Raw genomic sequence first — 17076 nt, forward strand, 5'->3', positions numbered from 1 at the left:
GCTTGTCGAGTGCAATGTCACCAAAAAAGGAGTTTATAAATTGAATATTAGAAATGATATCCGCAACGTCGCTATTATTGCCCACGTTGACCACGGAAAAACTACATTAGTTGATGAATTATTGAAACAATCCCAAACGTTAGATAGCCATACCCAATTACAAGAACGGGCGATGGATTCAAATGCGATCGAAAAAGAACGTGGTATCACGATCTTAGCGAAAAATACAGCGGTTGAATACAACGGAACCAAAATCAATATCATGGATACCCCAGGACACGCGGACTTCGGTGGTGAAGTAGAGCGGATCATGAAAATGGTCGATGGTGTTGTTTTAGTTGTTGATGCTTATGAAGGAACGATGCCTCAAACACGTTTCGTATTGAAAAAAGCATTGGAACAACATTTAGTCCCAATCGTTGTTGTTAACAAAATCGACAAACCATCTGCTCGTCCTGAGCACGTGGTAGATGAAGTATTAGAACTATTTATCGAATTAGGTGCCGATGATGACCAATTGGACTTCCCAGTGATCTACGCTTCAGCGATCAACGGAACCTCAAGTGAATCAGATGATCCTGCCGACCAACAAAAAACGATGGCACCATTGTTTGATACGATCGTAAAACATATTCCAGCGCCAATCGACAACAGCGATGAGCCATTGCAATTCCAAGTATCTTTACTTGATTACAATGACTACGTTGGACGTATCGGAATCGGACGTGTCTTCCGTGGAACGATCAAAGTTGGTGACCAAGTTGCTTTGATGAAACTTGATGGCCAAGTGAAGAAATTCCGTGTCACAAAATTATTCGGTTTCTTCGGTTTGAAACGTTTAGAGATCCAAGAAGCGAAAGCTGGCGATTTGATCGCTGTTTCTGGGATGGAAGACATCTTCGTTGGTGAAACAGTCACACCGATCGATCACCAAGATTCATTGCCTGTTTTACACATTGATGAGCCAACGTTACAAATGACCTTTGTCGTGAACAACTCACCATTTGCAGGTCGTGAAGGGAAATTCGTAACCGCTCGTAAAATTGAAGAACGCTTGATGGCGCAACTACAAACAGACGTGTCTCTACGTGTTGAACCAATCGGACCAGATTCTTGGACTGTTTCAGGACGTGGCGAACTTCATTTGTCGATCTTGATTGAAAACATGCGTCGTGAAGGTTTTGAATTGCAAGTTTCTCGTCCAGAAGTTATCGAACGCGAAATTGATGGCGTGAAATGCGAACCATTTGAACGGGTGCAAATCGACACACCAGAAGAATACATGGGTTCAGTGATTGAATCACTAGGGATTCGTAAAGCAGAAATGCAAGATATGATCAATACAGGAAATGGACAAGTACGGATTATTTTCTTAGCACCAGCTCGTGGATTGATCGGCTATACGACAGAATTCCTATCAATGACTCGCGGCTACGGTATCATGCACCACACCTTCGACCAGTACTTGCCAATGATTCAAGGGCAAATCGGCGGACGCCACCACGGCGCACTTGTATCGATCGATACAGGAAAAGCAACGACTTACTCAATCATGAGTATTGAAGAACGTGGAACGGTCTTCGTTGAACCAGGTACTGAAGTATATGAAGGAATGATCGTCGGCGAAAACTCTCGTGACAATGACTTAACGGTCAATATCACGAAAGCAAAACAAATGACCAACGTTCGTTCAGCGACGAAAGACCAAACATCTGTCATCAAGAAACCAAGAATCCTTTCACTAGAAGAATCATTGGAGTTCTTGAACGATGACGAATACTGTGAAGTAACACCAGAAAGCATTCGTTTGAGAAAACAAATCTTAAACAAGAGCGAACGGGAAAAATCACAGAAAAAGAAAAAAACAGCTGACAAATAAACAATGATCGAGGTTTTTACCAACTTTTGATCTGTTCGATTTTCCGAAGGATGGAAAAGGGATTGCTCCTGTGGTGCAGCGGCTCTTCGCCGCAACCCCTAGAAAAGCAATCAGCCGATTTCCCTCCTTCGGTTCTTTTTTGCACGTCTACCCGATCTGTTGAACCGTTAAAATAAGCAGCGCTTGCAATTTCGACCATTCCTTTTTAAAATGGAGAAAGTAAGCACAAAGGAGAAATCTATGAAAAATTATCCTGTTAAAAAGAATCAGGAACTTGAAGTCGATATTTTGGACCTTTCCCATGAAGGAAATGGGATCGCCAAAGTCGATGGGTACTTATTATTTATTGAAAACACCCTGCCAAATGAACGTGCCTTAGTCAAAGTGTTGAAAGTCGGCAACAAATTTGGTTTTGCGAAAGTGATGAAACTGTTGCAAGCGAGTCCTGATCGGCAAGAATTACCGAATGAAGCATTGTTGCGCACCGGGATTGCCCCATTGAGTCATTTGAGCTATGACAAACAATTAGCCTTCAAACAGCAACAAGTAGAGAATGTTTTGGCTAAAATCGCCAAACTACCTGAAATTAAGGTCAATGCACCAATCGGAATGGAAAAACCATTTGGTTACCGCAACAAAGCGCAAATCCCTGTGCAAAAGATTCATGGAAAATTAACGACTGGATTTTACCGCAAAAACAGCCATACTCTGGTACCGATCGAAGATTTTTATATTCAAGATCCAAACATCGATCAAGCAATCATCAAAGTCAGAGATATTTTGCAGCGCTTCAATGTCAAAGCCTACAATGAAGAAGCCCATGAAGGGTTCTTACGCCACATTGTCGTTCGTCGTGGGCATCACTCAGGTGAAATGATGGTCGTATTAGTGACACGTAAACCGAAATTCTTCAAGGGAGAAGAGATCGCGGAAGTGATCCACGAAGAGATTCCAGAAGTTGTTTCTGTCATTCAAAACATCAATGAAGAAAAAACTAATGTGATCATGGGGGAATTCGAGCGTGTGTTGTATGGCAAGTCATCGATCGATGATCAATTATTAGGCAAAACCTTCCAAATCTCAGCCAAATCTTTCTACCAAGTCAACACAGCGCAAACAGAAGTCTTGTACCAAACCGCCTTCGAGATGGCACAACTGTCTGAAAATGATGTTGTTGTGGATGCCTATGCAGGAATCGGAACTATCGGGATCAGTTTGGCTGATCGCGTGAAAGAAGTGTTAGGGATGGAAGTGATTCCTGAAGCAGTGAACGATGCCAAAGCCAATGCCAAAAGAAATGGTGTCGAAAACGTGCATTACTTTATCGGTAAAGCCGAAAAAATCATGCCGCAATGGCTACGCGAAGGCATTCAACCGACAGTCGTCTTCGTTGATCCACCTCGCAAAGGTTTAGATGCCAGCTTTATTGAAACGACCGCTGCGGTTAAACCAGAGCGCATCGTCTACATTTCCTGCAATCCAGCAACCTTGGCTCGTGACCTCGCGTTGTTTGAAGAAGAAGGATATGTGACAAAAGAAGTCCAACCTGTTGATTTGTTCCCACAAACGACCCATGTGGAGTGTGTCGTATTGTTAGAACGTCGTTAAGAAAAAACGAGTTCTTTTCAGTGATTTTGACCGTGAGTTCTTTTTATGGTAATTGTCATAAAGTCTTACGATAACAAAGTTACTAGAGAAAGCGAGTCAACTGAGAAATAAGCAACTATAACCCATTTGTCTCTCTAATTACGTCGATTGTGACGTTTAGAATGGATGAAAGATAAAACCAAAAACTGGAACTGAAAGACACTCTTTCTGTTCCAGTTTTTTTGTTCTTTCTCACTATTGATGAGCGGGGAAAAATCAATGCAAAAAGCAGTGAAGCTTAAAATATGCAGACATCCAAATCCCTCAACATAAAGTTTGGTCGGCCATTAATATGTAAGCGTATAAAAAAATATGGCATGTGGTGATTAGAAAGTATTATAATAAACGTAGTGAATAGAAAATTTTTGTTAGGAGGGATTGCACATGGCAACGATTCGTGCATTTTCACACAAAGAGATTACACCGCAGAATGCGCATTTGTCGAGTTTTAAAGTGTTGATAGAGTCAGCTTTTTATGGGAACAATGTCACTTGGATTCATGATCTAGCCACTGCCTATCACTTAGCAAAAGAATCTTCTGGCGCTATTCTTACGGATATGCCGGTCACCCACACCAAGGAGTTAGGCTTACCAGAGGATGCAAAAGTCATCGTGTTCAATGACGGAAAAGTAGTCGGACGGACAGCAGCAGCTCGACGCATCATCGAACATCCCGGGATTGATCGAAAATTGTATGAAGGGATTTTAAGAGATGCTTTATTTCAAGGGACACGTAAAAAATTTTATGGCAGTGAAGTTGTTGTAGGATTAGACGAAGCATTTATGGTCAAAGCACACCTGTTGTTACCAGAGCACTATGAAACCAATTTTTACTCTTATTTGTTGAATTTTCAATTGATGACGAAATCATGGGAGGAAAGGTATCAACGTTCCAAAGAATATCCAGAGACGGACATTTTTTTGTACGCTGATCCAGATTGGTCTCATCCTGATTTTCCTTATGGGCTGTCTCTCTTTGATCCTGAACACAATGTTGCGGCAGTCTTAGGCTTAAACTATTTTGGTGAATTGAAAAAAGCGACATTAACTTTGGCTTGGGCTACCGCGCATCGCAATGGCTTTGTGGCGTGTCATGGGGGAATGAAGCAATATCAGTTGCCGAATCGAACATTTACGATGGCTGCTTTTGGTCTTTCAGGATCAGGAAAATCGACTATCACATTGGCGGAACATGATGGCAAATATGAGATCAAGGTTCTGCATGACGATGCGTTTGTGATTAATCAAACAAATGGTGCATCCACTGCTCTGGAGCCTTCTTATTTTGATAAAACGCAAGACTATCCACTAACCAACCCAAATGTCCGCTACTTTATCACCTGTCAAAATGTTGGGGTTACTTTGGACGAGGGAGGAAAAAAGGTCCTCGTGACCCAAGATATTCGTAACGGGAATGGCCGAACCGTCAAATCACGGTATGTCACACCTAATCGGGTGGATCATTTAGATTCGCCAATCGATGCAGTATTTTGGATCATGAAAGATGACACGCTGCCTCCTGTAGTAAAAATTGACGATCCGATTTTAGCCGCTGTTTTTGGTTTGACCTTAGCTACGAAGCGTACGACAGCTGAACATGTTGTCGAGACCACGGATATAGATAAACTGGTCATCGAACCTTATGCCAATCCATTTAGAGTTTATCCTTTAGGAGAAGATTTTGCTCATTTCATGCACTTATTCAAAGAAAACCAAACGGCTTGTTATATTCTAAATACAGGCTTTTTCAAAGACAAGAAGGTCACACCTGAGGTCACGCTGACATCGATTGAAAAAATCGTAGAAGATGAGGCTGAATTTAAAAATTTTGGCGGGATCACAGAGATGAGTTTCCTGCCAGTAACAGGCTTTGATGTTGATTTTCAAGATGCTTCTTATGTTGCTCATTTAAGAGAGCGGATGCAAGGACGGCTGGACTTTATTTTGGCTCAGGAGACAGAAAATGATGGCTATAATAAGTTGCCTAAAGAAGTAGCAAAGGCAATGGAAAAGGTGATTTCTAAATTAAGTGAGCTTCCTAGTTAATTCAATTGAATCAAACTTTCGCAAGCGGCTTTTCTTCCTGAAACACTTATTTGGTTAGCCAGAAAGGAGCGATTATGAGCATTCAGTTTCACCATATCCAAATCACAGTCAATGATGTAAAAAAAGCAGAAGGCTTTTATGACCAATTATTTGCACTATTAGGTTTCGACCTTCAGAAGAAATATTCTGGGTATTTAGAACATGCCGAGATGGAAGTAGTAGAATATATAGGGGATTCATTTGATTTCGGCATTTGTTCCCCAAGAAAAGAATGGAAGAACGAGAAAATCGATTCAAGAAAACCTGGCTCTGTTCAGCACATAGCGTTTAGGGCGGAAAGCCGCGAAGTAGTAGATGCGGTCTTTCCCAAAATAAAAGCTTTAGGGGTAAAGATCCTTCACGATCGACCAATGGAGTACAAAGAGCGCATCGCCCCTAACTACTATGCCTTATTCTTTGAAAGCGCAGAAGGCATTCGTTTTGAACTATTTCATTATGCCTGATTCCTTAAACTAAAAGAGCGTGGCATGAACTTGTTGCATGAGCGTGTTCTTATTCAGGTGATCTTTCATTATAGGTTCGGATGACCATGCGATATCAGAGACAAACTTTTTTCGAACCGGTTATCAGGAAAACTAGAACACTCTTTTTTTAAAGTACGTCCGTTTGGAAAAAACTATTTGATTTCTAAAATTCATTTGGACAATTCGAAGATGAAAATCTAACTCATGTGTTGAAAAACGTCGATTTTATCATTCTAGAAGCTGTTGCACTGTGGGTCAATAAGGATTGTTGCGTTGATCGCAGGACACTTAAGAGATGGAGGAAGATGAATATGGATCAGAGGGTTCAGCAAGACATCGAAGCAATCATTTCCCATCAATATGATCATGGTGCCGATTTATGGTCGACGCCAGACCATAAATTACTAAAAGGAGCACCCTTTACAACCTTAGAGTGTCCTCATTATTTACTGGAACTTGGTATGTCACATGAGGAAAACTTATTAAAAGAGACAGCTGCATTGATCTTTCAAGGATGGAGAGAAGATGGCAGATTTAAAATTTCGCCATCAGGGGGTATCTATCCTTGTCATACAGCGCTGGCTTTGCGAACGCTGTGTGCTCTTGGTTACGCAAGGGACCAGCGGCTGCAACAGACCTTTCACTATTTTCTTGCTACTCAGGAAGCAGATGGCGGCTGGAAGTGTAATAAGTATAGTTTTGGTCGCGGACCGGAGACCCACTTTTCTACTCCAATGACGACGTTAACGGTCCTTGATGCCTTTCGATATACTCATGATCGTGAGCAGATGGAAACGCTTAAGCAAGCAATCGAATTTTTGCTTGCTCATTGGGAGATCCGGCAGCCAATCAGTCCTTGTCATTATGGGATGGGCACATTATTTATGCAGACAGAATATCCCTTTAGAGGGTACAATCTTTTTTATTATCTGTATGTCTTGTCTTTTTATCCTGCTGCCAGAAAAGACGCACGGTTTTTGGAGGCTTTGCAGCAGTTTGAATCAAAAGTTCAAAATGGCAATGTCATCGTAGAACGGGTCGTACCAAAACTGGGGAAACTGAATTTTTGTAAAAAAGGACAAATCAGTCCCTTTGCTACACAGCGTTACCAAGAAATCCTTGCTCGATTGGCAGAGGATTGAGGAAAAAACAGCCCTTTGAAAGTTTTCCCCCCATCTAGACGATTCTTTTTCTTTTCTGGTACACTGTCTGTAAAGAAGCAGTTGATTAAACAACAGAGGGGAGAAAGACATGCAAAAAATATATCTTGTTGAAGATGATGCAACGATCGTCTCTGTTTTAGCAGAATATTTGCAGCAGTGGGGGTACGAATGTGTTTCGGCGAAGAATTTTGCTAGTATCTTGCAAGAATTTCATGAGATCAAACCGGATCTCGTTCTTTTAGATATTTCGCTGCCTTATTACAACGGGTATCATTGGTGCCAAGAAATTCGCAAGACGTCAGAAGTGCCGATCATTTTCCTTTCGTCGATGGATCAACAGATGAATCAGATCATGGCAATGAACATGGGGGCGGATGATTATTTAACAAAACCCTTTGATTTAGCCTTCGTTTTGGCAAAAATCCAAGCATTGCTGCGGCGCAGCTATCAGTATAGCCACCAACAAGCGCTGACCTTTGAGATAGGGCAAGTAACCTTTTATCCCACAGAAAATGTATTAAAAAAACAGGGGGAACAGTTGCCGCTGTCTCCAAATGAAGCTCGGATTCTTTCCTTGCTTTTGCAGCATCGAGGGAAGATCGTAGCCAAAGAGACCATCATTGAAATGCTCTGGAATAGTGAAGAATTCATCGATAATAACACATTAGCGGTCAATATGACCCGCTTGCGAAAAAAATTAAGCCAGATCGAACTATCCGATTTGATCCAGACGGTAAAGAATAAAGGGTATTTGATCGAAAAGGAACAGGCCTATGACTAACGTGAAAGAATATTTCGTCCTTTATGGAAAGTTTTATCTCGTTTACCTGCTGTTTAGTGCGGGCCTATTTGGGCTATTCTTTCTCCACAGCCTTTCGTTGGAGCCCTTCATTGACTATGTGGTCTTTTCAGGGGTGATCTTAGGGGGACTTTCCCTTTTTCATTATTTTCGTTACGCACAAAAAAGAAAGCAGCTGCAGCATTTATTAAGAAAAGAACGTATGACGGAAGCGGCGTTGGCGTTCTTGCCTGCCACTCGAAATCGCTTAGAAGACGAATACCAAGCCCTTCTTAAACAATTGGCAAGAGAAAAAACCACTTCTGATTACAAGGCAGCGTTAAAAAATGAAGAAATTTATGAAGATTTCGGCTTGTGGCTTCATCAAATCAAAACGCCTCTAGCTGCGCTGGATCTTTTGGTCCAAAGCGATTCGTTGTCACCGACGGAGGTCAAAGCGGAATTATTTAAGGTGAATGATTACTTGCAAATGATGTTGAATTATTTGCGACAAAATTTAGCGAATGAAGATTTTGTCTTTGAGTCGATTGCTTTAGCGCCCCTCGTTCGTCAAACGATCAAAAAGTATGCCTTGTTTTTCTCGAAAAAGAATCTGCAACTGGACATGGCGGTGGATTTGACGGTGACATCTGATCGAAAGTGGCTCGTTTTTATTTTTGAACAGGTTCTTTTCAACAGCTTGAAGTATACCGAAACCGGTGGCATCACTGTTTTCACTAAAGACAATGCCTTGGTGATTCAAGATAGCGGCATTGGTATTCGTAAGGAAGACTTGCCAAGGGTTTTTGAGAAAGGATATACGGGACAAAATGGTCGCTTTCAGCAACGAGCGAGCGGGCTAGGCTTATATATGAGTCAACAAGCGGCTGAAAAAATCGGCTGCCGTTTAGCGATTGATTCTGAAGTAGGACAGGGAACCATCGTCACGCTTCATTTTCCCACCACAAATAACCGATAGCCGCAAACTTTCAACACTGTAAGTTTGCGGTTTTTATTGTAAGTCGCTTTTTTCTGCCAGTCAGCTTATTCTAAAAAGGAAGGAGGGAACAAGATGACACTTTTAAACATTCAACAAGTAAAAAAAATCTATCAAAGTCAGCTGAACGGACAACCCGTTGAAGCGTTGAAAAATATTACCTTTATGGTAGAAGAGGGGGAATATGTCGCTATCATGGGGGAATCAGGTTCGGGAAAGAGTACGCTGCTGAACTTGATGGCAACGTTAGACCAACCGACAGCGGGTGAAATGCAGCTGGATGGCATCGATTTGACCACGATCAAAGAAAAAGACGCAGCGAGTTTTCGACGGGATCACTTAGGCTTTGTTTTTCAAGACTTTAATTTGTTGGACACCTTTTCGGTAAAGGACAATATTTTGTTGCCATTAGTTTTATCGAAAGTTTCCGTCAAACAAATGGAAAAGCAGCTTCAGCCCATCGTACAAACTTTAGGGATCGCCGATTTATTGCAGCACTATCCGTATGAATTGTCTGGCGGACAAAAGCAACGGGTCGCCGTCGCACGAGCGATCATCACAAAACCAGAACTGCTTTTAGCAGATGAGCCAACCGGAGCGCTGGATTCGAAAACCTCTGATCAACTGCTGACATTATTTCAACAGATCAATCAAAATGGACAGACGATCGTGATGGTCACTCACAGTTCGATCGCAGCCAGTCGCGCACAACGCGTCTTGTTTATCAAAGACGGGTATGTGTTTCACCAGCTGTATCGAGGGGATCGCAGCAATACCGCTTTTCTAGAAGCAATCGCCGAAACAATGACTGCTGTCTTTGCAAAGGAGGAGTAACGATGTTCTTTCAAAAAATCGCCTTCTCCAATTTGCGTAAAAATGCCAAAGCTTACACACCCTTTTTATTGTCCATGAGTTTCTTGGTGGCTGTTTTGATGATGACGCAAATCATCGTAAACAATCCGGGAATGAGAGAACTTCCTAGTAGTCAAAGCGCCATCTTCATGTTTCGTTTAGGAAATATCATCCTCATGATTTTTGCGGCGATCTTTTCCTTTTACACCAATAACTTTTTGATCAAGCAGCGAAAAAAAGAATTTGGTCTCTACAATGTTTTGGGGCTAGGAAAACGCGAGATAGCCTTCGTGGTTTTTTGGGAACTCTTTTACAGTTTTCTCATTAGCCTTGCCGCCGGATTGATCAGTGGCTTATTGTTTGCACGATTAGGATTTTTGATTTTGAAGAAAATATTAGCCGTAGGCGAGTTCTTTGTCTTCAAACTGTCATTTGAGAGTATTGGCTTGGTGATCCTGTATTTTATATTCATCTTTGGGTGTTTATTTTTATTTGACCTGTTGCAAGTACGCAAAACCAACCCACTTCAACTGCTACAGGGAAGCAAACGTAATGAAAAAGAGCCTCGTGCGAAAGGCATTTTAGCACTTTTGGGTGTCCTTTGTTTAGTGGCAGGATATACGATTTCTGTGACAATCAAGTCGCCCATCAGTGCCTTAGGCCTCTTCTTTGTCGCAGTTATCCTCGTGATTTTAGCCACCTATCTGTTGTTTATTTCTGGCAGTATCAAAGCATTGCAGTTTTTAAGAAAACGAACGACCTATTATTATCAAACGAACCATTTTATCAATGTCTCTACCATGTTGTATCGGATGAAACAAAATGCGGCTGGTTTAGCGAGTATCTGTATCTTATCAACGATGGTGTTAGTGACCGTTGCTACGACCGCCAGTCTTTATTTTGGACAAAAGAATGTGATCGAAACCCGTTATCCGTACGATGTTCAAATTGAATCAGCAGCTGATTCCCAGCAAATCAACACAGCGATTGATGGACTTGAAGAGAAGCTAACGATCAAAGAGCGCCAACAAGTCACTACAACAAGACCGTTGCTTTTTACCTTTGAGGAACCAAATTTTGTTCCCTCAACCACTTTTGAAGAAAATAGCGGTAGCTTAGATAAAGTTGTGTATCTTATTTTTCTTACCAGTTCTGAATACCATGAAATCACCGGGAAAACAGGACCTGCTGAAGATGAATTATTCGTTTTTCCCGCAACCTGGACCCAACAAGCATTACCAGAAAAGGCCACAATCGATGATCGTCAATTTCGCTTGCGGGAATTGAAAGAACTGCCAACATTCACGAAAACAGAAAACCCCGTTCAGCATCTTGTTCTCGTGGCGGATGATCAGTGGCTTGCCGAAAAGCTAAGCTCTTGGTATCAAAACGAAGATTTCCAGCTTTACCAGCAACCAGTAACAACAACAGTCTTCAATTTTCAAACAGCAGAAGCAAGCGATCGTGAAATCATCGCAAAAGAGATTCGCAGCGAACTTCTGGCAGCAGATGCTCATGCGAGCGTTCAGTCAAAAGATCTTTTTGAAGATGAGACAAAAACCTTTACTGGTGGTTTTTTCTTCTTAGGCTTGATTTTTGGTGTGATCTTTATTTTAGCTGCCGCGTTGATCATTTATTATAAACAAGTCTCCGAAGGAATGGAGGACAAAGAACGTTTCGAGATCTTGCAAAAAGTTGGCTTAAGCCATAAGGAAGTCAAACAAGTGATCCAGCAGCAAGTCTTGATGATCTTCTCGTTTCCTTTGGCTGCTGCGATCATCCATTTGGCGTTTGCTTTTCCGATGATTCAGAAGTTGTTGCTTCTTTTTGGTCTAACAGATCGCAACTTATTGATTACGGTATCGATTATTTCTGTCCTATTGTTTACAATGATTTATCTGCTGGTGTATTTCATCACCGCAAGGGTCTACTATCGATTGGTGGAGCGCAAACAGTAGAAGATGGACAAACGCTATTTTGTCAGATGATAGCTGGATGGATTAGCCGTCACCGACAGGAGCTACAAAAATAAAATGTAAGAACACCTCATTCGTGAAGCGACGCTCAAAAGTTAGAATTTTTGGTCTAACATTTTGGAATTGCTACATGATTGAGGTGTTTTTTTGATAACACACCCGTTAGCCCACTTTTTTAGAGTTGAAAAAAAGCCTTAGGTGACCTATAGTGAAAAGGAGTAAAGCGCAGGTGTAGAGTGCCGTGCGGATGATAGTCATTTCCAAATAAAAGGGATCATGTGATCCAAAAAGGAGAAAGCCCTATGAAAGAGCAGCCGATAACCATTGGATTCCCCTTAAGAGGTGAGTGGCTTGCGCCGACTACACCAGCCGAAAAGATTCCTAGCCATGGTACCGATCGAATGGGGTTGCGTTATGCCTTTGATTTTTTACAAGTTAATTTTGAGGGGAAAACCAAGGCTTTTCATGATCGAAGCTTTCTGCGCTATTTCTTCTTAGGGGTTCCGCTGGAGAGCTGTTATTGTTGGGGCGAAAAAATCTATGCACCTTGTGATGGCGAAGTAATTGTTGCAAGAGATGGCTATCGGGAACGGAAAATCGTTCACTGGATCAGAGACTTTTCGATCGCTGTAAAAAATGGTTTGTTTTATAATGAACACAAAGATGATTATCAACAAATAGCTGGCAACTACATTGTGATAAAAGCTTCTGAGGGCGTTTATATGGCATTTGTCCATCTGCAAAAAGGATCTGTCACTGTTTCCGTAGGACAAAACATCACCAAAGGGATGGTGATCGGAAACGTCGGCCATTCAGGAAATTCGACTTCGCCTCATCTGCATTTTCAAGTGATGGACACCAGTGATATCGCTCATGCAAAAGGGCTTCCTTGTTGTTTCGAAGAATACGAGGTTTACCGAGAAGGACGATGGATAAAGGTTTGGAATCAGATGCCAGATAGTACAGAACGGATAAGATTTTTGCAGGAGCATTAGGGACAAGCTGTGAAACATTCATAGGGGGCATCGCCGAAATGATTAGAAGAAAGAACATGTAAACGTTTCTGAGCTTCTTTAAAAAATTTGCAACAATCTTAGGTATTCAGAAAATGTATCTCTGGGGGAAACAAATGAAGCAATTACCCAATATTCTTACCACTTCTCGACTGATTCTAGCACCATTTTTACTATTCCTTCAGCCAATGTCTGGCTGGTTTTGGCTGCTTTATTCTTATTGTTTTTTAAGTGACCTCGTCGATGGGCTACTTGCAAGAAGGATGAAGCTCACCAGTGAGGTCGGTGCCTTACTAGACAGTTTCGCAGATGTCAGCTTTTTTCTCGCCGTTTTTCTTTCTTTACTACCACGGCTTCTGGAAACCCAAGCAATCATGGTTTGGATCTTGATGATCGCTATCATCCGTTTCGTCAGTTATCTGATTGGCTATGTAAAATATCGGTCTTTTAGCAGTCTGCATACATGGCTCAACAAAGTAGTCGGATTTCTTTTATGTATTTTCCCGTTGTTGCTCATCATGTTCCATGAAAAAATTGTTGTCTTGATTTTGGGGATCATCGCCACTATTTCTGCATTAGAAGAATTGCTGATAACGATCCTCTCAAAAAATCTGGATAGAAATCAAAAATCGATATTCGAAAGCTTTAAGTAAGGTACCTCTATCATTGAGGGCCTTTTTTTGCTTATTCAAAGCTAACAGTCTTTTAAAAGATTCGTTAAAAACAATTTTAAAAATAACATTGAAAACCATTTTTAATGGCCTTATGCTTATCTTTGAAGGAGGCTTACAAATGAATAGACAAGAACTGCATGCATGTATCAGTAAAAACCAGCCCAATATTTGCCAAATTTCTGCCTACCAAAATGGAAAGGAAGTTTACTCGGATGAATGGCATGAGTATAAGCCAGAGGACACTTGCCATCTTATGTCCGCTACGAAAAGTATCGTTTCTCTACTAGTCGGGATAGCGATCGATCAAGGCCTCATCAGGAGTGTCAATGACAAAGTACTCGATTATTTTCTAGACTATCAAGTAAAACGGGGCGAAAAAACGATTTACGATATTACCATCAAACACCTATTAACGATGCAAGCCCCGTATAAATGCAAAGGTGATCCATGGACAAAGGTTTGCTCGAGTGACGACTGGACCAGCGCCTCGCTTGATTTATTGGGAGGAAGAAAAGGAGTGACAAATGAATTCAATTATCAAACCGTTTGTCTGCAGATCCTCACTGGTTTGTTAGCGAAAGCTTCTGGAATGACGACTGTTGATTATGCGAACCATTATTTATTTCGACCTCTTGGTGTAGGCGAAATGACCAGTTATTATGCGGAAACGGCAGAGGAGCATAAGCACTTTACGATGGACAAGGCACCAAAAAAACCAGTTTGGTTTTGCGATCCTTTAAATATTGGCACTGCAGGTTACGGGCTTTGTCTTTCAGCAAAAGATTTAGCCAAAATCGGTGAGCTATGCTTGAACCATGGCATCCATCAAGGAAAACAAGTGATTTCCTCACAATGGATCACTGAAATGGTCAATCCGCTAGAGACAAACATCGAGAAATTTCAAAACATGAGTTATGGATATTTGTGGTGGATTTTGGATACTGAGAAAAGCACCTATGCCGCCATCGGCAATAGTGGAAATGTCCTTTACATCGATCCCAAATCAGAGATTGTTATCGCCATTACGGCTTATTTTAAGCCAACTGTCTTTGATCGAATCGACTTTATCGAGACAGATCTTAAACCATTTCTATTTCAATAACGAGCAATAAGTAAAAGCAGTCCGCTGTCATAAGCCGACTGCTTTTGTAGGTAACAGTTTTAAGAATCCTTTCTTGATCGCGACAAGCAGAGACCTATTGAGAAAAATTGGCTACTCGTTTTATGAATTTATAATCTAGCAATTTGGTACCACATATAGGTGGCTAAATGAATAATAAACGGAAGATAAATAAGAAATGAATAAAATGACCAAACAATCACCGTCGTAAACTTGGTATACTATAATTGAGAAGAAAATCACAAGCGAAAGGAGCGGTAGGAGTGTTTTCAGAAATCAGTATCTATCAAGTGAAACCAAGTGAAGTCGATACCTTTGAAGCAATCATGCAAGAAGCAACAGAGGCAATGAAGGTCATGGAGGGAGCTATGTTCTTTCGATTAATGAAACGAACCCACTACATTAAAGAAATGAGCACCATCAAGGAAGGGCGCCTGCCTGATCCATTGACAAGAGTCATAAAATGTGTGAAATATGCCCACTATTGGGAATTTGATACCGAAGAAAACTATGGCAAAGCTCAAAAAAGGTTGTATGAAAGTTATTGGAAAGCAATGGAGAAATGTTTGATCGTTCCCCACGACAAGCTATTGGGGGAAGTTGTTGGGTGATCGATTCAGTATCGAAGGCTCTCCAATTGAACGGACTTTTTGTTGCAACTGTCTAGAGATTACAAGTGGAAATACAACAGGACGTTAAAAAGTCATTTGAAGGTTGAATCGACAACTATTCGTTTTTTAAGCGCTCTATTTCTTGAGGGAATCAGAAAGGAGGGGAACACGATGGCACAGGTTGCTTTTCATAACTCATACAAATTAAAAAAGGGTGTTTCAACAGCAGAATTTGTTCGAGTCGTTGAACAATTAAACCGTGAATATATTTCCAAACAAAGAGGGTACCTTTCTTTTGAATTATTCGTAGATGGAGAAATTTGGGCGGACATCACCAAGTTCGAAACGAAAGAAGATGCGGAAGCATTTGCCCGATGCGACACGCCAAATGCCTTTGCACAAAAGTTTTATTCGTTCATCAATTTAAATAGTTGCCGCTCTCACCTATATACGATTGAAAAAACGTTCAAATAACTTAGCCACCATGGAATAAACAGCGCAAAAAACAATTCATATGAAAAGAGGAACTTCTTATGACAAAGACAGCAGAATGGTATCAAGGAAAAGCCGGTCGGGCAGAACATTTGGTCTATTTAAATAAGGAAGCCAAAGAGCTTGAGAAACTGATTCAAGGTGACAAAACAATGATCATTCGGGGGGCAGCTGGAAGAAAATCACCATTAGGAGGAAGAGCCAAAATCAACGATCTTGTTTATTTTGTGAAGACCGGCGGCGATTTGACCATCACTCATCGGGGCATCATTGCCAACGTGATTGAATCTGAAAAGATGACGAAAGAAGAATCCATAGATTTTGTAAAACGCTATGAAAAAGAGTTGAATTTATCGAAAAAACAAGTCGATCGTTGGGCAGGGAAAAAGTATCTAGCGGTCTATGAAATCGCTGAATTAGAAGAAATAACACCATTTCAGTACAATCGTGAAAAAAATATGGATGATTGGATCATCACTGATGATATCAATAAGATTAAATTGTAACGTAGCGAAAACCTTAAAAAACGAAGCGCAAAGGAGTTGAGTAGAAGGATGGAAGGCAAAAAGCAATTGTTTCGAGACAAAAACGTGAAACCAACAGAGCAGCTGATTGCTGAAGCACTGAGTGAAGGATATACTATTTATCAACGTTTTGTCGAAACTATTAAAAACGAGGGCATCTCTCTTATGGATTGGCGCTATTACCAAGATGGAAAAGCGTGGTTATCCAAAGGCGAATACAAATGGACAACGACTCGTGGGACGAATAAAGTGAAACCGATTTTTTGGCTCTCGTTGTGGGAGGGTTTTTTCAAAGTTTCCTTTCACTTTAGCGAGAAAGTCCGAACACAGTTATTGTCTTTACCAATCAGTGAAGAGACAAAAGAAGCCATTTATAAGGCGCCGACCAATGGCACGAAAATGAAGTTTTTTTCTGTGATTTTTCATGTAGCTAGTGATAGTCCTTTGAATGATATTTACCAAATCGCTGAGTTTCGAAAGCATTCTATTTAGGCAATTTTCATTCGAGAAAATAAAATTCTTATATTTGTCGTTCTTAAAAACTAAGGAATTTTGTATATTTTTTACCCATAGCTATCGGAAAGTGCAATAACTTTTGGGGAATCCGTGATAAGCAACTGTGATTTAAAGGGCGTAGACTATTTTTTATCTATTTCTGCAGATGGAAAAAGACGTCCAAGTTCAAGAGAGAAAATGCCTTAACTGATTTTAACTAATAAATCATCTCATTTAATAAAGAAAAACTAGGTGTTTCATGTCAAAAGATGAAGCACCTAGTTT

General features: G+C 40.9%; 16 protein-coding genes. All 16 read left to right on the forward strand.

The annotated features are described in order from the left end of the window. Window positions 1-40 precede the first annotated feature (40 nt). The 16 genes from typA (at window position 41) to IGI78_RS07325 (ending at window position 16788) form a co-directional block, all read left to right on the forward strand. Window positions 41-1879, forward strand: coding sequence for a translational GTPase TypA (gene typA / locus IGI78_RS07250; protein WP_005230064.1), 1839 nt, complete (start codon window positions 41-43; stop codon window positions 1877-1879). Between the two features lie 240 nt (window positions 1880-2119). Then, window positions 2120-3487 (forward strand): 23S rRNA (uracil(1939)-C(5))-methyltransferase RlmD, encoded by a 1368-nt coding sequence (gene rlmD / locus IGI78_RS07255; protein ID WP_128432674.1) that lies wholly within the window; start codon window positions 2120-2122, stop codon window positions 3485-3487. 423 nt (window positions 3488-3910) lie between these two features. Further along, window positions 3911-5572: a phosphoenolpyruvate carboxykinase (ATP) gene (locus tag IGI78_RS07260; RefSeq protein WP_195265825.1), complete on the forward strand. Its 1662-nt coding sequence runs from the start codon at window positions 3911-3913 to the stop codon at window positions 5570-5572. A gap of 74 nt (window positions 5573-5646) precedes the next feature. Continuing rightward, window positions 5647-6075 (forward strand): VOC family protein, encoded by a 429-nt coding sequence (locus tag IGI78_RS07265; protein ID WP_195265827.1) that lies wholly within the window; start codon window positions 5647-5649, stop codon window positions 6073-6075. A 332-nt stretch (window positions 6076-6407) separates the two neighbouring features. Further along, a complete protein-coding gene (locus IGI78_RS07270; protein WP_195265829.1) occupies window positions 6408-7238 on the forward strand; it encodes a prenyltransferase in 831 nt (276 codons plus the stop codon). A 109-nt stretch (window positions 7239-7347) separates the two neighbouring features. After that, a complete protein-coding gene (locus IGI78_RS07275; protein ID WP_195265831.1) occupies window positions 7348-8040 on the forward strand; it encodes a response regulator transcription factor in 693 nt (230 codons plus the stop codon). Continuing rightward, on the forward strand, window positions 8033-9016 hold the full coding sequence (locus IGI78_RS07280; RefSeq protein WP_096742592.1) for a sensor histidine kinase: 984 nt from the start codon (window positions 8033-8035) through the stop codon (window positions 9014-9016). The genes IGI78_RS07275 and IGI78_RS07280 overlap by 8 nt, the downstream gene beginning before the upstream one ends. A gap of 93 nt (window positions 9017-9109) precedes the next feature. Continuing rightward, window positions 9110-9868, forward strand: a complete 759-nt coding sequence (locus IGI78_RS07285; RefSeq protein ID WP_096742593.1) for an ABC transporter ATP-binding protein — start codon at window positions 9110-9112, stop codon at window positions 9866-9868. Window positions 9869-9870: 2 nt separating this feature from the next. Then, entirely contained in the window at window positions 9871-11844 is a 1974-nt protein-coding gene (locus tag IGI78_RS07290; protein ID WP_195265833.1) for an ABC transporter permease, read from the forward strand. Window positions 11845-12164: 320 nt separating this feature from the next. Further along, window positions 12165-12857 carry a M23 family metallopeptidase gene (locus IGI78_RS07295; RefSeq protein ID WP_086292506.1) on the forward strand — a complete coding sequence of 231 codons (693 nt, stop codon included), beginning with the start codon at window positions 12165-12167 and terminating at the stop codon, window positions 12855-12857. A gap of 134 nt (window positions 12858-12991) precedes the next feature. Then, the gene (locus tag IGI78_RS07300; protein WP_195265834.1) at window positions 12992-13528 is read left to right on the forward strand and encodes a CDP-alcohol phosphatidyltransferase family protein; all 537 of its coding nucleotides are present in this window, start codon (window positions 12992-12994) and stop codon (window positions 13526-13528) included. A gap of 139 nt (window positions 13529-13667) precedes the next feature. Then, the gene (locus IGI78_RS07305; protein ID WP_430618562.1) at window positions 13668-14651 is read left to right on the forward strand and encodes a serine hydrolase domain-containing protein; all 984 of its coding nucleotides are present in this window, start codon (window positions 13668-13670) and stop codon (window positions 14649-14651) included. Between the two features lie 281 nt (window positions 14652-14932). Next, window positions 14933-15280: a hypothetical protein gene (locus IGI78_RS07310; RefSeq protein WP_170924087.1), complete on the forward strand. Its 348-nt coding sequence runs from the start codon at window positions 14933-14935 to the stop codon at window positions 15278-15280. A 171-nt stretch (window positions 15281-15451) separates the two neighbouring features. Then, on the forward strand, window positions 15452-15754 hold the full coding sequence (locus IGI78_RS07315; protein WP_195265836.1) for an antibiotic biosynthesis monooxygenase family protein: 303 nt from the start codon (window positions 15452-15454) through the stop codon (window positions 15752-15754). Between the two features lie 59 nt (window positions 15755-15813). Then, a complete protein-coding gene (locus tag IGI78_RS07320; protein WP_086292496.1) occupies window positions 15814-16278 on the forward strand; it encodes a hypothetical protein in 465 nt (154 codons plus the stop codon). A gap of 48 nt (window positions 16279-16326) precedes the next feature. After that, a complete protein-coding gene (locus IGI78_RS07325; protein ID WP_195265837.1) occupies window positions 16327-16788 on the forward strand; it encodes a DUF3788 family protein in 462 nt (153 codons plus the stop codon). The last annotated feature ends 288 nt before the right edge of the window (window positions 16789-17076 follow it).

This window comes from Enterococcus sp. DIV1767, assembly GCF_050542585.1.
Taxonomy (GTDB): domain Bacteria; phylum Bacillota; class Bacilli; order Lactobacillales; family Enterococcaceae; genus Enterococcus_D; species Enterococcus_D innesii.